Below are 18,462 nucleotides of genomic sequence, written 5' to 3'. Positions count from 1 at the left end.
AAATCTTTCCGCCAATTGACCCTAGAAAGCATTGGCAAAGTGCGGAAATGTAGTTCTCACGCAGAAAGAACGCCGGAACAACCCACCAGGTTCGACAAAGAAGTTGATCCCGGACCGGCACCGGCAACCAGCAAGGAGAAGGCAATGACCGAGCAGAATTCGACCGAGAACCGCATCGCAGCAATCGAACAGGATTGGGCAACCAACCCCCGCTGGAACGGCGTTACTCGTGATTACTCGGCAGCAGATGTTGTGAAGCTGCAGGGCTCCGTACAGGAAGAGCACACGCTGGCAAAGCGTGGTTCCGAGAAGCTTTGGAAGCAGCTCACCGAGGAAGCCCCGAGCGGTGGATACACCAACGCACTTGGTGCACTGACCGGAAACCAGGCAGTACAGCAGGTCAAGGCCGGCCTCCGCGCCATCTACCTTTCCGGCTGGCAGGTCGCGGCCGATGCAAACCTTTCGGGCCAGACCTACCCGGACCAGTCGCTCTACCCGGCCAACTCGGTTCCGCAGGTTGTCCGCCGAATCAACAACGCACTGCTCCGTGCAGACCAGATCGAGCACGCAGAAGGCATCAAGACCGTTGAGGATTGGCTCGTGCCGATCGTGGCCGACGCAGAAGCCGGCTTCGGCGGCCCGCTGAATGCCTACGAACTGATGAAGTCGATGATCTCCTCCGGCGCCTCGGGCGTTCACTGGGAAGACCAGCTCGCATCGGAAAAGAAGTGCGGCCACCTCGGTGGCAAGGTCCTGATCCCGACCCAGCAGCACGTTCGCACCCTGAACGCAGCCCGCCTGGCAGCCGACGTCGCGGGCACCCCGTCCGTCGTCATCGCCCGCACCGACGCCGAGGCAGCAACCCTGATCACCTCCGACGTCGACGACCGCGACAAGCCGTTCATCACCGGCGAGCGCACCGCCGAAGGCTTCTACAAGGTCCGCAACGGCATCGAGCCATGCATCGCCCGTGCCAAGGCCTACGCTCCGTACTCTGACCTCATCTGGATGGAAACCGGAACCCCGGACCTGGAGCTTGCCCGCAAGTTCGCCGAGGCAGTCAAGAAGGACTTCCCGGACCAGATGCTCTCCTACAACTGCTCCCCTTCCTTCAACTGGAAGAAGCACCTGGACGATGCAACCATCGCCAAGTTCCAGCGCGAACTCGGCGCCATGGGCTTCACCTTCCAGTTCATCACCCTCGCTGGCTTCCACGCCCTGAACCACTCGATGTTCGATCTCGCCCACGGCTACGCCCGTGAAGGCATGAGCGCATACGTCGAGCTCCAGGAAGCGGAATTCGCCTCCGAGGCACGCGGCTACACCGCAACCAAGCACCAGCGCGAAGTGGGCACCGGTTACTTCGACGACATCGCCACCGTTCTCAACCCGAACGCATCCACCCTGGCTTTGGTGGGATCCACCGAAGCCGGCCAGTTCCACTAAACGCACCGCGGCGGTTTCCGCTTCAGTGTCCTGTGGGGCCGGTTGAACACAGCCGGCCCCACAGGGTTACACGCTTTTCCCGCAGTACCCAGGCAAACCGCCACCCATAATTCTTGATTTTCGAAGGAGTCCAGCCATGAACGATCCCATCACCCTGAACGGTATTACTTTGGTCGCTGCGCCGGTTCGCCGGCAGGAAGAGGTACTCACCCCTCAGGCGCTGGACTTCCTCGCCCAGCTCCACAAGGCATTCGACGGCCGTCGTGCCGAACTGATGCAGACCCGCCAGCTGAACCGCGCCCGGATCGCCAACGGCGCCGATCCGAAGTTCCGCCCGGAGACCAAGTCGATCCGCGAGGACAGCACCTGGCAGGTCGCCCCCATCGCCCCGGGCCTTGAGGACCGCCGCGTTGAGATCACCGGCCCGACCGACCGCAAGATGACCATCAACGCCCTGAACTCCGGCGCCAAGGTCTGGCTCGCCGACATGGAGGACTCCTCCACCCCGAGCTGGTCCAACGTCATCAACGGCCAGCTGAACCTGCGCTCCGTGCTGGACCGCAACATCGACTTCACCTCCCCGGAGGGCAAGGAGTACAAGCTCACCGGCGAGAAGCTCACCGACCTGCCGACCATCGTTGTCCGCCCCCGAGGCTGGCACCTGCCGGAAAAGAACCTGCTGGTTGCCGGAAAGCCGATGTCCGGCGCACTGGTCGACTTCGGCCTGTACTTCTACCACAACGCCCAGCGCCTGATCTCGCAGGGCCGCGGCCCGTACTTCTACCTGCCGAAGATCGAAAACCACCTCGAGGCCCGCCTCTGGAACGACGTCTTCGTTCTGGCACAGGACCTGGTGGGCATCCCGCAGGGCACCATCCGCGCCACCGTGCTGATCGAAACCATCACCGCTGCCTTCGAGATGGAGGAAATCCTCTTCGAACTGCGCGACCACGCAGCTGGCCTGAACGCCGGCCGGTGGGACTACATCTTCTCCATCATCAAGAACTTCCGTTCCCGCGGCCCGCGCTTCGTCCTTCCGGACCGCGCGCTGGTGACCATGACCGCACCGTTCATGCGCTCCTACACCGAGCAGCTGGTCCGTGCATGCCACCGTCGCGGAGCGATGGCCATCGGCGGCATGGCCGCATTCATCCCCAACCGCAAGGACCAGGCCATCAACACCGTGGCCTTCGAGAAGGTCCGCGCCGACAAGACCCGCGAGGCCAACGACGGCTTCGACGGTTCGTGGGTTGCACACCCGGACCTGGTTCCGGTGGCCCGCGAGGTCTTCGACGCCGTCCTGGGCGACAATCCGAACCAGCGCGACCGCACCCGTGAAGACGTCACCCCGGACGACAAGGAACTGCTGAACGTTGCAGGCACCGAAGGCAAGATCACCGAGGCCGGCATCCGCAACAACATCGAGGTCGGTATCCGCTACATGGAGGCATGGCTGCGCGGCAACGGCGCCGTTGCCATCCACAACCTCATGGAGGATGCCGCCACCGCGGAGATCTCGCGTTCGCAGATCTGGCAGTGGATCCAGCAGGCAGCCATCACCGACGAAGGCGAACTGATCTCCCGCAGCTGGGTGGAGGACCTGACCGAGGAGGAATTCGAGAAGCTCTCCCGCTTCGAGGGCGACCGTTTTGATGAAGCACGCGAGATCTTCGAGGCATGCGCCCTGCGTGAGGACTTCCCGACCTTCCTCACCGTCCAGGCCTACAACCGCTACCTGCGCGAAGCCAAGGCACTTGAGAAGGTAAGCGCCTAACCAGATCTTTGGTGGCGGGGTGGAGGGGCAAGCGCAACGACGCGACCACCCCTCCGATCCCGCCACCAAGACAAAACTTCACAAACTTCGATGGTCCCCACTGGCAGAGCTGCTAATTGCGGGGACTTTCGTTCTTAATCAGCCTTTTGGAACCCGTCAAATCGCACACCGTCGAACGCCATAGTTCGCGATTCTCAGTGAATAAATGAGTTCATGATTTGAATGAAACAATGTGTGCCATGCTCGCTCGCAAACGCTTGCTACCTATTTCATTTACTCGGCCATCCAGGAGCACCCCGTGGAAGATCTGCAAGCAGACAACTCGACCGACGACCATATTCTCAACAGGGTTTGCAGGCATTGCAGCGTTCAAAGCAGCAGCTCCGGTGCTTTCTGCCCCAACTGTGGAAAGTCTTTCGAAAAAAAGAGCTCACGCAACGCTAAGCTACTTTGGCTCGGAATAGCCGGAATTTCGGTTGCGATCATCGCGGCCGGAAGTTTCTACGTCTCCCAACAGGCCGCTGCCAAGAAAGTTGCCGAAGAAAAATTGGCGGCTCAAGTCGCTGCCGCTTCCTCAGCCGCGGCGAGTTCCTCCGCAGCTGTTGCAGCTGCTCAATCAAAAGCATCGGCTGAATCATCCGCGGCTGCGGCATCAGCCGATGCCGAGCGGGCGCTTCGCAAAATCTATGTTGGGGAATTGGAAGCCAGTATAAAAAAGGACGCCAAGGGCCGGGTAAACAAAGGCTCGCTTGACGGACCCATCAAACGAGTAAGTTGCACGCCAACTGGCGGCGGTTCGATGGACGACCTTACAAGCCTGACGACGACCTTTGAATGCATCGCAGTCAACGAGACCAACAACGACGGCACCGAAAGCGGATACGTATTTACGTCCACAATGAATTGGGACGAGTCAACTTACAGTTGGCATCTCGGTCGCTAGCCGCGACCAACGAGGCGAACTTTTCTCGGCACAACGGCCCCGCCCACAGAATCCTTCAAGGCGTTCAACCCACTCCGAGATCGAGCTTCCACAGACCGAGACGTTGACGTTTGCCACGGGGATAAACGACGCTACGGAGATCCGGCACAGGCACACGAAAGGGCAGGGCCCGAGTTGCATGGATTGCAACCCGGGCCCTGCCCTTGTTTGGTGTTTAGCGGGCTCCCGTCCTGAAGTTCCAAGACTTGGCAGACAGCTTGTTGGAACCGGAGTCCTTGATGCTGCTGGACACCTTCACCGTGTAGCGGGTGTTGGCCTTCAGCTTGGACTTCGGATTGATCGTTGCCGTCCGCGTGCTGGCCTTGTAGCTCACCACTGCCGAAACCGTGGATCCGCTCGAGGTAACCAACTTGACGCTGGTTCCGTTGATGCCCGAGACCGCCTCACTGAACTGCACCGCGATGTTGCCGCTCCGCGCGATGTTCGTGGCATTGGCCCCCGGCGTCAGCCGCGCGACCGTTGGCGAGGCATCGGTGGTGAAGTTCCACGTCGTTGCCGCCAGACGGTTGCCGCCTGCATCCGTGATGCCGTTGGACAACCGAACCGTGTAACGGGTGCCGGCTGCCAGGGTGGCACTGGGATTCAACGTTGCGGTGCGGGTCGTCGCGTTGTAGCTGACGGTTGCCGGCACATTGGTGAGGCCCAACAGGCCGGTGGTCAGCCGCACGCTGGTTCCGTTGACACCCGTGACGGGTTCATCGAAGGTAACCGTGACGTTGCCGCCCCGTGCGACGTTCGTCGCGTTGGATGCCGGCGTCCGTCCGGAGATGGTCGGCGCAGCGTCGGTGGTGAAGCTCCAGCTGGTGGCAGCCAGTGCGTTACCGCCGTTGTCCCTGATGCCGTTGGTCAGCAACACCGTGTAACGGGTGCCGGTGGCCAGGTTGAGGAGCGGGTTCAGTGTCGCGGTCCGGGTGGTCGCGTTGTAGCTCACCGTTGCCAGAACCCCTACGCCGTTCGAGCTGGTCAACCGCATGGTCGTGAGGTTGGCTCCCGTTACGGGTTCGCTGAACGTTGCCGTGACGTTGGTGCCGACCGCGACGTTCGTCGCGTTGGACGCCGGCGTCCGACCTGTGACGGTCGGGGCCGGATCAACGGGTGCCGCAGCCGTGGTGAACGACCATTCGGTGGCAGCCAACGTGGTTCCGTCGACACCGGCAATGCCGTTGGTCAGCTTCACCGTGTAACGGGTGTTGAAGGCCAGGTTGGCAGTCGGGTTCAGCGTTGCCGTCCCGTTGGAGTAGGTGACTGCCGCGGCAGTGGTGCCGCCGGCCGGGTTGGTCAGCGCCATGGTGCCGGCACCGACTCCCGTCACCGCTTCACTGAAGGTTGCAGTGACATCGGTGCCGACTGCGACATTCGTTGCGTTCGCGGCCGGCGTCCTTCCGGTCACCGTCGGGGCAACCCCGGCAGTGGTGAAGGACCAGGTGGTGGTCGCGAGCTTGTTGCCGTTGGCATCGCCGATCGTGTTGGCCAGCGTCACCGTGTAGCGGGTGTTGGTGGCCAGGTTCGCGGTCGGATTCAGCGTTGCCGTGCGGGTTGCCTCGTCGTAGGTGACGGCTGCAGCAATGCTGGTGCCGGCCTGATTCGTCAACGTCACCGAGGTTCCGTCGATGCCCGTGACGGCTTCGCTGAACGTTGCGGTGGCGTTGGCATCGGCTGCGACGTCCGTGGCGTCGGCTGCGGGGTTTTGCCCCGTCACCGTTGGTGCCACGGTGTCGTTGAGTTCAACGGTCGTATCGGTGAACTTCAGCTTTTCCACGTTGGTGATGCGGTCGGTTCCGTCGTCGCCGGTGCCGCCGGTGTGGGCGACCGTGGTGACACCGTCGGGCGCGGTGGTGATGGTGTACTCGGACCTGGCACCGGAGAAGTTCGCGGTGTCGACGTCGGTTGCACCCGGGGTGGAGAGGATCTCCCGCACGATGGCGACCTTGCCCGGATCGACCTTGCCCGCCATGATGTCCGCCTGCAGGTCCTTCAAGGTGTTGACCGTCCGGGTTTCGGTGGCCGGGTCGTTGACGTCCGTGCGGACGCTCAACCTGACGTTGAGCCACTTGTCGCCGTCGATGATGTCGTCGGCTCCGTTGCCCCAGATCTGGTCGCTGCCGGATCCGCCGATGATGATGTCGCCGGCGCCGAACTCGGTGGCGCCTTCAGGCAGCAGGCCGGCCAGGCCGTTGATGCGCTTGATGCCCTCGGCATCGAGCACGTTCGTCAGGCCCGGTACGCCGACCTCGTCCTCGCCCGGGTTGGCCGGGACCGTGTCCTCGCCGCGCAGGATGTCGTCCTTGTTCCAGCCGGAGAGGCCTTCGACCAGCAGGAACCGGTCCTTGAGTGCGTTCGGGCCTTCCACGACCAGCATGCGCATGTCGGAGTCGCCGCGCTCCACCGACCGGGCGTGGGTGACCCAGTCGAAGCCGTAGACGCCGTGGTTGCGTTCGATGCCGGGGCCGGCGACCATGATGTCGTCGCCGCCCTCCGCGTCGTAGTCGTCCTCGCCGCTGTCGCCGATCAGGACGTCATGGCCGGGGTTGTTGATGTCGTCGAAGAACGGTGCGCCGGAATCGCCCTGGAGCAGGTCGTTGGAGTTGCCGCCTTCCTGCCAGTCGTCGCCGCCGCCGCCGAACACGGTGTCCGGTCCGTCGCCGGAGAGCACCAGGTCGTTGCCTTCACCGAGGAAGTGCTCGTTGCCGTTTAGGCCGCCGTTGGCAAAGTCGTCGCCGTCGCCCGTCATGGTGATGTCCAGGCCGGGGCCGGCGTCGATTGCGTCGTTGCCGGGACCGCCCTTGAGCACGTCGTCGCCGAACGAGTCGGTGATGATGTCGTTGCCGTCGCCGCCAAGCACGGTGTCCGCACCGTCGTTGCCTTCGATGACGTCGTCGCCCTCGTTGCCCCAGACGGTGTCGTTGTCGATGCCGCCCCAGACCTTGTCTTTGCCCGCGGTGCCGTTGTAGGTCGACTGGGCGTTGAGGCCCGGGCGGTCAACGGTGTTCGAGACGCGGTAGCGGATGGTGCCGTCGGCCATGCGCATCAGCAGCGCGCCCTCGTCACAGACGGAGGCCGGGTCGTCGGCGACGGCGTTGCTGCCCGCGGCAGTCGTGAGGTTGCCGAGCTCGAATTCGCAGTCGGCGACGGCGAAGACGTCTGCCTTCAGTGCCGCTGCGTCGGTGTTGCGCATGATCAGCTCGGCCAAGGAGTTGCCTTCGAGCTGGGTGCGCAGGTTCAGGCCCGAGGTACGGGAAAGGTAGTACAACCGGTCCCCGTCCTGCAGGTCCGTCATCTGGCGTTCGAAGATGTAGTTGAAGGTGGATCCAAGCAGGCCGCCGAACAAGTTCTGCGATTCCGCCAGGCCGCCGACCCACAGGTCGATTCCGTCGACGCCGGTCTTTGACGCGCCTTCCGTGGTTTCCCAGGCACCCGCGCTGTTGACGAAGTCATAGGCATCGGCAGGCGTGCCCGCGTCGGTCGGCTTCATGTCGAAGAGCACCTGTGCCGCGGCGCGCTTGGCGTCGATGGTTGTGGCGTCCTTGATGGTGGGGTGGGTTCCGTAGGCTGCCATGAAGTTGACCACCGAATCGGGGTGCTTCATGCCCTGGCCGAAGTCGACCCAGCTGCTGTACGGCTTCAGCGAGGCTTCGCCGCTGGCGCGGTAGATCTCCTTGCGGAAGTTGTTGAGCGACGGAACGCCGGTGTCGCGGCCTCGGGCGATGTTCAGCGTGGCCAGGTCAAGCGGCAGGCCAAGCACGTTGTTGCGCAGGGTGTCGGTGACGAACTCGTCCAGTTCCGCGCCGACCTGGTCGGACATGCCCATGGCGATGGCGCCTGCGGCCTTTTCCGGGGTCAGGGTTCCCGCGCTGCTGGAGTAGTAGGCGGCCGGGTTCAGGAACGCGTCAAGCAGCGGAAGGCCGATGTCGGTTCCCGCGTTTGTCTTCCTGTCCACGGTGTCGGTCAGCATCGAGTGTCCGAAGCGGTAGGTCGCGTGCGCGAACTCCGCCTTGATGGCCGGGTTGATGCCGGTGTCCGACTGGGTGAACACGTTGAACGGATTGATGCCCGGCTGGATCTTGCGGGCAAAATCCTCGAAGACGATGTGCTGGTATTCCATCTCGGTCACGAAGCGTGCCGCCTGGAAGATGCGTTCACCGTTCCATTCGCCGGAGGGGAGCTTCCATTCGTTGAGGTCCAGGTTCAGCGAGGTCACCAGGTCCTTCATGTAGCCGGTGAGCCGGTTGTGCTCGGAGTGGAAGACCTGGTGGATTGCCGTCAGGCCGATGTTTTCGTTGACTCGGCCGTCGCCTGCCACGAAGTGGATGTCGAGCATCTCGTTGTCGTAGGTTCCGGCAGTCATGGGTGACGTCGGCGTCCCGGCGGTGTCGTCCGCATCCGGGGTCAGCGGCGCGCCGGTCTGTCCGTTGAACGGGTTCGCGTTGTGGGCGATGTCGTCCAGGAAGGCGATGCCGATGCGCTGGACGTTTGCCGGCGGGGCAACGGGTGCGCCCAGGTTGCCCTCAACCAGCGTCTGGTCGGTGGTCACGTACTGGGGCAGGCCGTTGGGTCCGCGCAGGAACCTGCCGTACTGGTCGGTGGCCAGCATCGGGATGTCCGCGATGTCCTTGTCCGAAAGCTGCAGGCCAAGCAAGGTTGCGGCCTGGGTCTTGATGCCCGCCCAGGTCGCCATGCCGCCGGTTGCGCCTTCGATCATCCTGCCGGTGGAAACCGGCTTGCCGTCAACAGCCTTGTACTCGCGCAGGAACACCTGCTGCGAGGAGTGAGAACCGTAGGTTTGGCTCTGATCGACCCATGGCGAGTCGGTGTTCGTGGCATCCTGCACGTCGTCCGGCGTACCAAGTAGGCCGTCGGGGCCGGGCTGGTTTTCCGCGCGGTTCAGGATCATGAAGCGCTGGCTGGCCGGGACCTTGCCCTCCACCACCAGCGGGTCGTCTGCGGCCAACGGGACCATGACAATGTTCTTGGTCTTCTTCGTGAAGTCGACGCCGTGGTCGAAGAACTGGCCGAACAACGCGAACATGCCGTTGTACGGTGGCGAGAGGCCGAAGTCGGTGGTGATGTTCGGGATATCAAGGGTTTCGCCCTTGGGGACGCACTTTTCCGGTAGGCCCTCGGCGTTACAGGGAACGGCCGTGGGACCGTCGTTGACGGTGCGATGGGCCTTGCCCGCGGCGGCAATTGCCGCAGGGTTTGAGGGGGTCTGGTCAACGATGACGTTGCTGATGAACCGGGGTTCTGCATCGCTCAAGCTGGTATTGACCGATTGGTACGAACCTTCGCCGGCGGGCGTTCCGTTGGGGTTGATCTTGGTTGCCGTCCGCCACTGGGCCGGAGCCAGGCGCGGCATGGCAAGGCTGGCCGCCCCGAAGTGCCCCTGGTCGGGAACGAGGTTGTTCTCGGTGCCATCAACCGCGCGCAGCCCGTAGGGCAGCAGCGCGTTTGCGATTTGGTTGGGACCCGATCCCACCAAAGGCTGGCCTGCCACGGGGTTGCCCTCGGCATCTTCCTTGGTGGCGTGGTTCTCGGCGATCTTGATCTGCTTCAGGATGAAACGCATGTCCCCTGCGTTGAGCGTCAGTCCCTGACCGACGGGTGCGGCCCCTGCAGCCGGGGCCCCCACGACCGGCAAGATGCCGGCCCCCAACAAGATTGCGGTCAATCCCGCGACAAGTTTTCGCGGCGGGGACGGATGTCCCCTTTGCGCTTTTCTTGTCCCGTCATGGCGATTGCGATGCACAGCATGTGTAGACATGGCGTCTCCCCCAGTAAATTGAATTGCGTAATTGCGTGAGTGCCCACAGCATCTGCCCGCCACCTTGGAAAAACCTTGCCCGTGTCCCGGCCGCCCCAAGTTTCTTCATGTCCCCCACCAACCGGCTCCGACTTGCACATCGGTAAATGCTTCGGGCGGCACCGCGACCATCCGCAACCCGACGGAGGGTGCCGCAACCACCGGGATCTCGCATTCGCAGCACGGGCTGTCAGCACGGGGACAGCGACCCAACCAGCGCCCCCTTGTCGCCAATCGCACAGCCGCCGCGGCAGCGTTTGCGTCAACCCGCCTGCCTCGCAGGTCAATAATGGAAAGCGGGCCCCTGCCGGGGAGCCCCGCACGTACCGAAGAAACGCAAGGAGCCAGGTGAGCACACAACACAATCCGCCAACGAAGCTTTTCACCCGGGATTTTGTGCTCGCCGCCGTCGTCAACCTCTTCATCTCCATGGTCTTCTTCCTGCTGATGACCTCGATGGCGCTTTATGCCGTTGACCGTTTCCAGGCCTCCGACAGCGCGGCGGGACTTGCTTCCAGCGCCTTCATCATCGGTTCTGTCGCGGCACGGCTCATTGCCGGGAAGTTGTTGGCTCTTTGCGGGCGAAAGCCGCTGCTGATCGTTTCCCTTGCCGTATTCGTGCTGGTTTCCGTGCTGTACATACCGGCCGACTCGCTCTGGCTGCTGCTGCTCCTGCGGTTTATCCACGGCATGGCCTTCGGCGCGGGCAATACGGCACTGGCAACCGCAGTCCAGGCGCTCATCCCTCCGGCGCGGCGCAGCGAAGGTACCGGATACTTCGGTCTTTCGAGCACGCTGTCCACGGCCGCCGGCCCGTTGCTTGCCGTGGTCTTGGCGTCCAGCGGCAATTACTCCGCCGTGTTCTTCTTCTGCGCGGTATCATCGGTGGTTGCGTTGCTGATCGGGATCCTGCTGCGCCTGCCTGAACCCGTCAAGGTCGCGGGGCACCCGGCCCACGGCCCCCACCGCGGAAGTTTCCTGCGATCGATCATCAGTCCTGCGGCGCTGCCCGTCTCGCTGGTGATCCTCGTGTGCGGATTGGCCTATTCGGGGATCATTTCGTTCCTGGCCCCGTTCCTGCTTTCCCGTTCGATGCCGGCCGCCGCCAGCTGGTTCTTCCTGCTCTATGCGGTCACGGTGCTGCTCTCCAGGCTCTTTGCCGGGCGGATCCAGGACCGACATGGTGACAACGCGATCATGTACCCCCTGTTGGTGGTCTTTGCCCTCGGCATGGCCATGTTGGCGCTTGAACCCAGCACTCTCACGGTGGCTCTCGCAGCGCTGCTCACCGGCTTGGGATTCGGGGCACTGATGCCCTGCGCCCAGGCAATCGCGGTGTCCGCAGTGTCGCCTGCCGACATGGGCGTGGCCACCTCCACGTTCTTCCTCATGCTTGATCTGGGCGTCGGCTTCGGCCCGGTCGTCCTCGGCATGGCCATTCCGCTCCTGGGTTACACCGGAATGTTCGGCATCCTTGCCGCGCTTGCCGCACTCGGGATCGGACTGTACTTCCTGGTCCACGGCCGACGCCGCTCCGGCGCAACCGCGCCTGCCGTCTAACGGCTCCGGCCACGACCAGCGGACAGGGCAACGGTCCTGACGACCGCTATCAACGCCGTCCAATACTCCTGCCGGCGGATCGACCGGCAGGAGAACCACAGCATTGCGAGCTTCGCGCAAGTCCGCACGGATTCCGCGTGTAAATGCGCCAGAAACCAACAATCATGCGGAAAGTGATCCGCACCACCGAATAATGTTTGAGTCGGGTCACAGACTTACCATGGGATAAGCCCCTTCCACCCAAAGGTTTACTTTCGTGCCCCAATTTGCCCAGGCGCTAGCCCGCGGACTCAACGTCCGCCACGTCCGATTCATGGCCCTAGGTTCGGCCATCGGAACCGGCCTGTTCTACGGTTCGGCAGCGGCCATCCAGGCCGCCGGACCAGCAGTACTCTTGGCCTACATGATCGGCGGCGCAGCCGTCTTCATGGTGATGCGCGCCCTGGGCGAGATGGCCGTGCGCCATCCGGTTTCCGGCTCATTCGGGCAGTATGCCTCGAAGTACCTTGGCCCTTTTGCGGGATTCATCACCGGCTGGACCTTCGCCTTCGAAATGGCGATCGTCGCCATCGCGGATGTCACCGCCTTCGGCATCTACATGGGGTTCTGGTTCCCCGACGTGCCCCGGTGGATCTGGATCCTGGCGATCATCTTCTTCATCGCCGCGCTGAACACCATGAAGGTCAAGGTGTTCGGAGAAACCGAATTCTGGCTTTCCCTCATCAAGGTTTCGGCGATCATCGCGATGATCGCCGGCGGCATCCTGATCGTGGTCTTCGGCTTTGGCCTCCCCGCCGAAGCCAACCCGGGCATCGGCACGATGCTTGCTGCCGGAGGGTTCTTCCCCAACGGCTTCTGGGGCCTGCTGGCCTCCTTCTCGATCGTGATGTTCGCCTTCGGCGGCATTGAAACCATCGGCATCACCGCGGGTGAGGCGGAGAACCCGAAGAAGGTCGTCCCCGCCGCAATCAACACCGTGCCGGTGCGCATCCTGCTCTTCTACGTGTGCACGCTGGGCATCCTCATGATGATCTACCCGTGGAACGAGATCGGCACCGAAGGAAGTCCCTTCGTGCAGATCTTCGACAACCTGGGTATTCCGGCAGCGGCACATATCCTCAATGCCGTCGTCATCACGGCCGCGATCTCAGCGATCAACTCCGACATCTTTGGCGCCGGCCGCATGATGTTCGGTCTGGCCCAGCAGGGCCACGCCCCGGCGTCCTTCGCCAAGATCTCCCGCAACGGCGTTCCGTGGATGACGGTGCTGGTCATGGGCATCGTGCTGTTGGTCGGCGTACTTCTCAATGCCGTGATGCCCGAGTCGCTCTTCCTGATCATCGCCTCGATCGCGACCTTCGCAACCGTGTGGGTATGGGTCATGATCCTGCTTTCACACATTGCAATGAAGCGCGCCATTGCCCGCGAGAACCTGCAGGCCTCCGAGTTCCCCTCCCCCATGTGGCCGGCCGCGTCCTACGCAGCGCTGGCGTTCATGGGCTTTGTGATCGTGCTGCTCGGCATCATCCCGGAAACCAGAGTCGCTTTGATCGTTGGCACGGTCTGGATCGGGCTTCTCTTCATCGCCTACAAGCTTTGGGTCCGAGGCAAGGGCCACGAGCGTGCCGAACTGGTTGATGAAACCGGGCGCGAGTATGTCCCCGGAGAAATTCGCTAGTCGCCCACCTTGGCGACGGCGATGCCGCCACTGCCCACCGGCGGTGGCGGCATCGCTAGTTTGTGCGCGTTTTCAGGGATTCTGCAATATAGTCCCCGAGGGGAATATATGGTTTCCACCGCGTCCCATGGACCGGCCCCCATTGGTTGTTGCCCTTCACACACGTGGGAATACACTTCGACCATGGGCCGTTGACCAGAATATGACTGAAACCCGCCTCAGCGTTGACATTTTTTCCGATATCGCTTGCCCATGGTGCTTCATTGGCAAGCGCCGCTTTGAAAAGGCCGTTGAGGCATTGCCCTTCGGCGAGAAGATCGATGTGAAATGGCATGCCTTCCAGCTGGATCCGTCCCTTCCGGACCACTACGAGGGAAGCGAACTCGACTACCTGGTCAAGGCCAAGGGAATGCCGGCAGATCAGGTCGCGGGAATGCTTCAGCACGTGACGGGTCAGGCGGCGGCAGAAGGTTTGAAGTACGACTTCGACGCCCTGCGCCCTGCTAACTCCTTCACCGCACTTCGGCTTCTTGCATTGGCCAAGGACCGCAACATGGGTGACGCCATGAAGGAAGCCCTGCTTTCGGCCCACTTTGAAAAGGGGCTGGACACCGGCGACAAGGAAACCCTTCAGCGCATCGCCGAGCAAGTGGGGCTCAATGCCGACGAAGCGGCAGAAGTCCTGGCTGGCGACAAGTACGCAGCCGAGGTCCGCGCCGACGGAACTCGAGCACGCGAAATGGGCGTCAGCGGTGTTCCGTTCTTTGTTCTGGACAACAAGTACGGAATTTCAGGCGCCCAGCCATCCGAAGTATTCGAACAGGCACTGAGCCAGGTCTGGAAGGAAATCGGCGGCAGCGAGTTGCAGATGATGGCCACGCCTTCGAGCGACGGAGAGACCTGCGGCCCCGAAGGCTGCAACTAACCCTTAGTCCTTAGCTGACTTCGACGGTTCCGGCTTGGCCGGAGCCGTCGTTTTCTTTTTGCTGTTGCAGCCAAGCTGACCGGGCTGGGTGTTTACCTTCGGCTCCTTGACCAGTTTTTTGTATTTGGTGCCGATGACCAAGTCAACCGTCTTGCCCTTCCGTTTCGGGTCGAACACATAGGTCAAACCGGCAATATGGCGCTGCACCGTCATCGCTTGCGCATACCCGTCGGGGCCCGAGATCACGGCCCCAACAACATTGACCTTGGACATCCGGGCGTTACCCACTTCGCCTACCTTGAAACCCCGCTGCTCAAGTTTTTTGGCGGAAGCGCCGGCGAGCCCGGCAATCTGTGTTCCATTCATGACGTTGATCGTCATTTTGGAAGGGTCAACATAGTCGAATTGATCGCGTGGGCACGCGGTATTCGGTGCAACCGGGGCTTCGGCCACCGGCTTGGGTTCGAGTGCATCAATGACAATGACCCTGGTATTTACCAAGTAGGCAAAAACCAATGCCGCAGCAAGCAACAAGACCGTCATGGAGAGAATAATGCCGTGACGTATGATTCGATGCCGCTTTGTCTTGGGATCGGCGCTGAACTCCGGGCGTGCCAACTCGTCTTCGGAGACGATGTGGTGCCCATGCCATTCATTCGGATTCGAATCACGCGCCATTGCCGTTTAGTCCTCGATCACCAATACGCGGGCATGCAGGATTGAACGCTGGTGCAACGCGGTTCGCACGGCACGGTGGAGTCCGTCCTCGAGATATCTGGTGCCCCGCCATTGAACAACGTGCGGAAAGAGGTCACCAAAGAACGTTGAATCTTCGGCCAGCAGCGCAGCCAAATCCAAGGTGCTCTTGGTGGTCACCAATTCATCCAGGCGAACTTGCATGGGAGGCACGGCTGCCCAGTCCTTGGGCGTCACGTAGCCATGGTCCGGGTAGGGGCGGGAATCGCCGACAGATTTGAAGATCACTTGACCAGCTTAGGAAACTTCTGCAGATAAGTGGCTAGATTCGGCCAATAATAATTCGAGTCGTTTGTTTTCTACGTAATTTCAAAGCTCCCGTCAAGGGTTCCGACGCATGGATTCACACTACGGAACCTGAGGTAACGCAAGCTGTCACATTCAAGCAAACCGGGTGCATTCTTGTGTCATGAGTACAGTTCTTACCTCGGTTCCGGTCCTGGATATGTCATCTGCCCGTCACACCGACGGAAGCTTCAATGAAGATTTCATTGAAGGTCTACGCGACGCCGCACACAACGTCGGCTTCTTCCAGATCACCGGATTTGGTGCGGCCCCGGGAACTTCCCAAAAGTTGCTGGACACCATTGCTGAATTCTTTGCGCGGCCGGTCGAAGAAAAACTGGAGTTGGACAACCGTACTTCGGCGCAATTCCGCGGTTACACGCGGCTGGGCGCAGAAATCACCCGCGGTCGTGCCGATTCGCGGGAACAGATCGATTTCGGGCCAGAACTGGAGCCGTTGCCGGAGGTGCCTGCAGACAAGCCCTACCTGAAATTGCAGGGCCCAAACCAGTGGCCTGCCGCGTTTCCCCAGCTCAAAACGGTGGCAATGGAATGGTCGGAACTGATGCAGAAGGTTGGTGCCGAATTGCTGGCCGCCCTCGCAGTGGGATTGGGGCTGCCCGAGGATTACTTTGCCCAGGCTTTTACCCCCGACCCCGCCTGGATGGGCAAGCTTGTGCACTACGTCGGCGGCGGTATCGTTCCCGCTGCGGGCACCCAAGGCGTCGGAGCCCACGCCGACTACGGATTCATCACGCTGCTGCTTCAGGACTCGGTGGGAGGTCTTGAAGTCCAGCCCTACGGCCAGGAAGAATGGATCTCCGTCAAGCCGATCGAGGGAGCACTTGTCGTGAATCTCGGCGAGATGCTGGAGGTCGCAACCAACGGCTACTTGATGGCCACCATCCACCGTGTCACTGCGCCACCGGCCGGAGTCGATCGTTACTCCGTTCCCTTCTTCTATTCCCCGCGTTTGGATTCGGTCATCGACCCCGTTCCGTTGCAGCCCCGGCTCGCGGCACAGGCACGCGGAGTATCTGACGACCCGGAAAATCCAATGCTGGCTTCGTACGGTGCCAACGTGCTCAAGGGCTGGCTACGTGCGCATCCGCAAACGGCGAAGGCTCACTACCCGGATCTGGTGAAGTAGCGTCGACACATGGTTTGGGTGCCCTGGTAACTTCTTCGGGGCACCCAACCACCATGACATGCATCCCAATAACCAAGGCTTCATGAGGCCTCCGGCGCTGCCCATGGCCAACCGTTTCCCATTTCAGTCACTATGATTTAGACCATGACCGCTACGAAACCAGTCGATCGATCGCGCCAGGAATCAACCGGCGTGCTAAACCGCATCGGACTGAAAGTAACTGGCGGCACGCCTTTCTCGGACCTACCCGTACGGCGCAAGGTCGCACTTTCACAGCTGCCGATGTTCATCGCTGTGCTCTTCGCCTGCACCTTTGCATTGTTCTCCAACGCACAGGCAATCTACGGTGACCGCCTGTTCACCGTCGGCGTCATCATGGTGCTGCTGAATACCGTCGCCGCATTTGTGGTGCCGTGGCAGAAGTTCCGCTTGGAATTCACGTATCTGGCCATCCCCGCTGCAGGAATGATCGCAGCGCCCCTCATAGCAATGGGCGCCTACTATTGGCTCAGCGGGTTGGTGCTCCTCATCGCCTTTCCCATTTTTTGGTTTGCCTGGTCCGGCGTCGCGCCGCGGTTGACGTTGCTGCTTTCATTTGTGCTTCCGCTGGCGACAACTATGCTTCAGCTTTGGCACAACAACATACCGTTCACCACGATGAACGTGGTTCGCCCCTTGCTCATGCCGTTGGTAATTTTGGCCCTCGCCAGCACCACCGTGATCGTCGAATACAACACATCGCTCAAGAATCGTATGCTTCGCGAATCGTTGGCCACGAGCCGACGCCAGACACACCTGCTCAATGCCGTCCTCAACGCCGCGAATGTGGGCGTCGTGGTTGTCGACCGAGACGGAAACGACGTGTTGATGAATGACATTCAACGGTTCCAGCATCGCCACGCAATCCCCCCGGAATTTCCGGACCCAACCGAGGACAAGCTCCTGGTGCGGGCGGTTTCCCCGAGTTTTGAAGCCAGCCCCGAACTCATGCCGAGCGATCACCGGCCAGTAGTGCGAGCCATCCGCCAAGAGGAATTCACCGATGAATTGATTGCGCTGGGACCGCTTCATGATCCGATCTACAGCTCCACCTCGGCACGGTCACTTTTTGACGATTCGGGCGCCTACGACGGTGCGGTGATCATGTTCAAGAACGTCACACCCATGATTGAGGCGTCGAAAACCAAGGATAGGTTCCTGGCAAATGTCAGCCATGAGTTGCGTACGCCGTTGACGTCGATCCTGGGTTACCTCGATCTGCTCGAGGACGAGATACAGATGACATCCGGGACCAAAAAATCGCTGGATGTCATCTCAAGGAACACCAATCGGCTCCTGAGTTTGGTCAATGACCTGCTGACTGTGGCGGCTGGGCGCCACCAGGTCAGTGTTTCCGAAATGGATTTCGGAGCAGTTGTCCAGGCCCGCCTTGAATCGATGGCACCGCGTGCCGCCGCTGCCGGCATCGAACTGATTCAAGGGGCGTTGTGCCATGAACAGGTTCTCGGCGACTCGTTGCGTCTGGGGCAGGTTGTGGACAACCTTGTTTCCAATTCAATCAAGTACACCGACCGGGGTGGGTCGGTGACAGTGGAAATGGATTGCACCGAAGATGAAATTTGCCTCCACGTCATCGATACGGGGCGCGGAATCTCCGAGGCAGATCTCAAGCAACTATTCGTCAGGTTTTTCCGAAGCAACGACGCACAGCTGTCCGGTTTGCCCGGAGTCGGATTGGGCTTGGCCATTACGCGCGAGCTGGTCATGGCCCACGGCGGAACCATCAGCGCGGAAAGCGAAATCGGCCGTGGGACAACGATGACCGTGAGGATGCCGCGCAAGTCCGTGAATCCTGAGGCACCTGCCTCCGCTTTCGTGCGCCAGCCGACAACAGAAAACCGAATTTAACTAGCGATGCGGGTTAATGATCCCCAAGATCCCTAACCCGCGTCGCTATGAACCGTTATTCGCTCGCGCCCCCAAGACGCTAGCGAAGATTTTTTGGCTCACTTCGGTTCACTCAATGTGCCCGACTCCCCCATCCAGTCGGTTTCCCGCTGTACTTGCTTAGCTATGACTATTCCGTGT

At 61.4% G+C, this 18,462-nt stretch carries 11 protein-coding genes; 8 read left to right on the top strand and 3 right to left on the bottom strand.

Translation table 11 applies throughout. From position 1 onward, the window contains the following. The first annotated feature begins 144 nt into the window (after positions 1 to 144). The 3 genes from aceA to ACFY5D_RS13460 all read left to right on the top strand — a co-directional run bounded on the left by aceA (position 145) and on the right by ACFY5D_RS13460 (position 4,163). A complete protein-coding gene (aceA, locus tag ACFY5D_RS13470; RefSeq protein ID WP_387530507.1) occupies positions 145 to 1,446 on the top strand; it encodes an isocitrate lyase in 1,302 nt (433 codons plus the stop codon). 136 nt (positions 1,447 to 1,582) lie between these two features. Beyond that, entirely contained in the window at positions 1,583 to 3,220 is a 1,638-nt protein-coding gene (gene aceB, locus ACFY5D_RS13465) for a malate synthase A (protein WP_387530504.1), read from the top strand. Positions 3,221 to 3,518: 298 nt separating this feature from the next. Further along, positions 3,519 to 4,163, top strand: a complete 645-nt coding sequence (locus ACFY5D_RS13460; RefSeq protein WP_387530501.1) for a hypothetical protein — start codon at positions 3,519 to 3,521, stop codon at positions 4,161 to 4,163. 214 nt (positions 4,164 to 4,377) lie between these two features. Here the strand turns inward: ACFY5D_RS13460 and ACFY5D_RS13455 are convergent, their stop codons facing one another. Beyond that, on the bottom strand, positions 4,378 to 9,888 hold the full coding sequence (locus tag ACFY5D_RS13455; protein ID WP_387530498.1) for an Ig-like domain-containing protein: 5,511 nt from the start codon (positions 9,886 to 9,888) through the stop codon (positions 4,378 to 4,380). 480 nt (positions 9,889 to 10,368) lie between these two features. Between ACFY5D_RS13455 and ACFY5D_RS13450 the strand changes: the two genes are divergently transcribed. From ACFY5D_RS13450 to ACFY5D_RS13440, 3 genes are all read left to right on the top strand, one after another. Next, positions 10,369 to 11,580 carry an MFS transporter gene (locus tag ACFY5D_RS13450; RefSeq protein WP_387530495.1) on the top strand — a complete coding sequence of 404 codons (1,212 nt, stop codon included), beginning with the start codon at positions 10,369 to 10,371 and terminating at the stop codon, positions 11,578 to 11,580. A 313-nt stretch (positions 11,581 to 11,893) separates the two neighbouring features. Then, positions 11,894 to 13,258 carry an amino acid permease gene (locus ACFY5D_RS13445; RefSeq protein WP_387531047.1) on the top strand — a complete coding sequence of 455 codons (1,365 nt, stop codon included), beginning with the start codon at positions 11,894 to 11,896 and terminating at the stop codon, positions 13,256 to 13,258. A gap of 202 nt (positions 13,259 to 13,460) precedes the next feature. Continuing rightward, entirely contained in the window at positions 13,461 to 14,183 is a 723-nt protein-coding gene (locus ACFY5D_RS13440; protein ID WP_387530493.1) for a DsbA family protein, read from the top strand. Positions 14,184 to 14,186: 3 nt separating this feature from the next. On the opposite strand, the gene ACFY5D_RS13435 is transcribed toward ACFY5D_RS13440, so the two are convergent. Beyond that, positions 14,187 to 14,861, bottom strand: coding sequence for a LytR C-terminal domain-containing protein (locus tag ACFY5D_RS13435; protein WP_387530490.1), 675 nt, complete (start codon positions 14,859 to 14,861; stop codon positions 14,187 to 14,189). Between the two features lie 6 nt (positions 14,862 to 14,867). Then, on the bottom strand, positions 14,868 to 15,167 hold the full coding sequence (locus ACFY5D_RS13430) for a type II toxin-antitoxin system VapB family antitoxin (protein WP_387530487.1): 300 nt from the start codon (positions 15,165 to 15,167) through the stop codon (positions 14,868 to 14,870). Between the two features lie 181 nt (positions 15,168 to 15,348). On the opposite strand from ACFY5D_RS13430, the gene ACFY5D_RS13425 reads away from it, so the two are divergent. Together ACFY5D_RS13425 and ACFY5D_RS13420 are read left to right on the top strand one after the other, a co-directional pair. After that, the gene (locus tag ACFY5D_RS13425; RefSeq protein WP_387530485.1) at positions 15,349 to 16,374 is read left to right on the top strand and encodes an isopenicillin N synthase family dioxygenase; all 1,026 of its coding nucleotides are present in this window, start codon (positions 15,349 to 15,351) and stop codon (positions 16,372 to 16,374) included. Between the two features lie 144 nt (positions 16,375 to 16,518). Next, positions 16,519 to 18,282, top strand: a complete 1,764-nt coding sequence (locus ACFY5D_RS13420; protein WP_387530483.1) for a sensor histidine kinase — start codon at positions 16,519 to 16,521, stop codon at positions 18,280 to 18,282. Positions 18,283 to 18,462 lie beyond the last annotated feature (180 nt).

The sequence above is a fragment of the Paeniglutamicibacter sp. NPDC012692 genome (assembly GCF_042901625.1).
Taxonomy (GTDB): domain Bacteria; phylum Actinomycetota; class Actinomycetes; order Actinomycetales; family Micrococcaceae; genus Paeniglutamicibacter.
The sequence above is the reverse complement of the archived record's forward strand: the minus strand, read 5'-3'. Positions and strand labels throughout refer to the sequence as shown.